This is a genomic window from Nitrospirota bacterium (genome assembly GCA_030645475.1).
Lineage (GTDB): Bacteria > Nitrospirota > Nitrospiria > Nitrospirales > Nitrospiraceae > Palsa-1315.
Map to the genome: position 1 here is coordinate 1 of JAUSMA010000022.1, position 2,318 is coordinate 2,318.

Below are 2,318 nucleotides of genomic sequence, written 5' to 3' on the forward strand. Positions count from 1 at the left end.
TAAAATTGGAGCGGGAAACGAGATTTGAACTCGCGACCCTCGCCTTGGCAAGGCGATGCTCTACCACTGAGCTATTCCCGCCCAATCACAGTCGGTGTAAGGGATGGGATTCTACTGAGTAGGAATGAGACTGTCAAGCGACCAGAACAACAATGTAGGTAGCAAGTTAACTTGTCCGGTTGATGTAGCACATGGATCTGTCCGGTGTTCTCTTTCTCTCACGTGGTCATTGGCGCGCCCGGCGAGACGTGTGCTGGGGCCGTGTCGTCAAGGCGACCTCCCGCAGCACGCCCTCGGCACTATATCGCGCCAGGCACCGAGGCCCATGGAACACGGCCAAGGCCCCATCTGGATATTCGTGCACCCGCACCATGACCTTCACATAATGAAACCGGTGTGGGTCCTGTGGGATCTGCAGACTCAGGCCCTGATACCGCACTGTATTGTCGTTGGCCACGATCCGCTCTTCGTGGACACACAAATCTCGGCGAGGTTCGACCCAATCCACGGCACAAAGGCCGCCCCGGCTTCTAGCGCGGGCACCGCAAAACGCTGGTTGTAGGCGGGAAGGAACCGCGTGGTCAGATATTGGTTGGCCGCCGTCATCTCCGTGATCCCCGCGAGCGCCGGCTCTTTGGGCAGTCGGTCTTGCAGTGTGCGAAAGACGCGTTCTGACCGGCCCCGCGCTTCCGGCGAATAGGCGGAAATGAGCGTGATCCCCACTTGCTGCAACGCGCGATGCACCTGCGTCAGCCGAATCTTGTCGACGCGCCCCCCGCCGCCGCCTCCGTATGCCAATAGTGGGAGCCCCGATCGGTATAGAGGGAACTGAAGAGCCCCTTCGCCGCCATAACCTCCCGCAGGCCGCGAAAGCTGCTCAGGGGCCCTTCTTCCTCGACGACGAAGGCCGAATAGATTTCCGTAGTCGCATCATCCAACGTCACGATCAAATCCCACTGACACCCGGGCACCCATTCATGCGTGGAGCCGTCTTGGTGGAGCATCATCCCAGGCAACGATTTGCGTGGCCGCTTCTTGCGATGTGCCCCGCGTCGGGGAGCCCGGGCCACATGCCCCGCGGCCTGGAGCGTCTTCTTCGTCCAGCTATAGGACCGTGTCCCGCCATGCTCGGTGTGCCAACGCTCATGGAAATGCTTGACGGTCCAGCCCGTGTACTGGGTCTTATACAGCGTCACCATGCGCAGCGCCTCATCCACGGGCACCGCACGGGCCGAGGGCCGGCCGATCCGCCGATCCTGCAACCCTCGGCCCCTTCCGCGTCATAGCGGTCACTCCAGCGGCGAAACGTCCGTTCCGTGACGCCCAGCATCTCGGCCGCCTCCGCCATCGTGAGGTCCCGCCGTTGTCGCCGTGCATACAGTTCTTCAAACCGCATCTGTCTCACCTCCTGTAGTACCCTCGCCCGTGTCATGGTGGTCCTCCTTGAGGACGCACCCTAAACCGGACAGTTCATGTGCTACAAAAAGCGGACAGATGATGTGCTATCTACAGCGACCAGAACAACATCATTCCTTCTCCGTTACCTTCGTTACAATCACTTGGAAGTGCTACCGAAAGGTAACGCTCGATTTATTTACATAAGATATTGATTTATTGACGCTTAATATATTTTCGTAGTTCGTTTTGGATAAGGTGATACGGCAAGTACACACATGCGAAGATCAGTCGCGATTTAAACAGCTTAAGATATGTAACATTTATAATATTTTTCAATATCTTATATTGATTATCTTCAGACGGATTGTTTTCCGCAGTTGGTGCGAATATTGCGAACTTAGAAAGCCTATGATGCTTGGCATTCATGATAAATCGACAAGTTCGGCTGATAAGTCGGTCGAAAACTATTCGATTATTCTGCTTTCTTGCATCGTTCTGAGGAAGGGAGGTGGTCTGAAATTTCCGCTGTGCGTCGATGAAGTCGCGTGGGCTTATTGAAGCTCTCAACTCTTAGGAGGTGTTACCCATGTTTTTGTCACGTAGGCAGTTCTTAAAGGTCTCCGTGGGGACGGTCGCCGCAGTGGCGGTGGCAGACAAAGTCCTGGCCTTGACCGCGCTCCAGCCGGTCATCGAAGTCGGGAACCCGTTAGGAGACTATCCGGATCGGTCCTGGGAGCGGGTCTATCACGACCAGTATCGCTACGATTCGTCGTTTACCTGGTGTTGTTCGCCGAACGACACGCACGCCTGCCGCATCCGGGCCTTCGTCCGGAACGGCGTTGTCATGCGGGTCGAGCAGAACTACGACCACCAGACCTATGAAGATCTCTACGGCAACCGCGGGACGTTCGCGCACAACC

General features: G+C 56.5%; 4 protein-coding genes and 1 tRNA gene. 1 reads left to right on the forward strand and 4 read right to left on the reverse strand.

From position 1 onward, the window contains the following. Positions 1 to 6: 6 nt before the first annotated feature. The 4 genes from Q7U76_06565 to Q7U76_06580 all read right to left on the reverse strand — a co-directional run bounded on the left by Q7U76_06565 (position 7) and on the right by Q7U76_06580 (position 1,432). Positions 7 to 81 (reverse strand) — tRNA-Gly (locus Q7U76_06565). A gap of 339 nt (positions 82 to 420) precedes the next feature. Next, positions 421 to 798 (reverse strand): hypothetical protein, encoded by a 378-nt coding sequence (locus Q7U76_06570; protein ID MDO8356036.1) that lies wholly within the window; start codon positions 796 to 798, stop codon positions 421 to 423. Next, positions 750 to 1,199 carry a hypothetical protein gene (locus Q7U76_06575; GenBank protein ID MDO8356037.1) on the reverse strand — a complete coding sequence of 150 codons (450 nt, stop codon included), beginning with the start codon at positions 1,197 to 1,199 and terminating at the stop codon, positions 750 to 752. The genes Q7U76_06570 and Q7U76_06575 overlap by 49 nt, the downstream gene beginning before the upstream one ends. Continuing rightward, positions 1,193 to 1,432, reverse strand: coding sequence for a helix-turn-helix domain-containing protein (locus Q7U76_06580; GenBank protein MDO8356038.1), 240 nt, complete (start codon positions 1,430 to 1,432; stop codon positions 1,193 to 1,195). The genes Q7U76_06575 and Q7U76_06580 overlap by 7 nt, the downstream gene beginning before the upstream one ends. A 552-nt stretch (positions 1,433 to 1,984) precedes the next feature. Between Q7U76_06580 and Q7U76_06585 the strand changes: the two genes are divergently transcribed. Beyond that, positions 1,985 to 2,318: twin-arginine translocation signal domain-containing protein (locus Q7U76_06585; protein MDO8356039.1), on the forward strand; the 334-nt coding region annotated here is incomplete at its 3' end.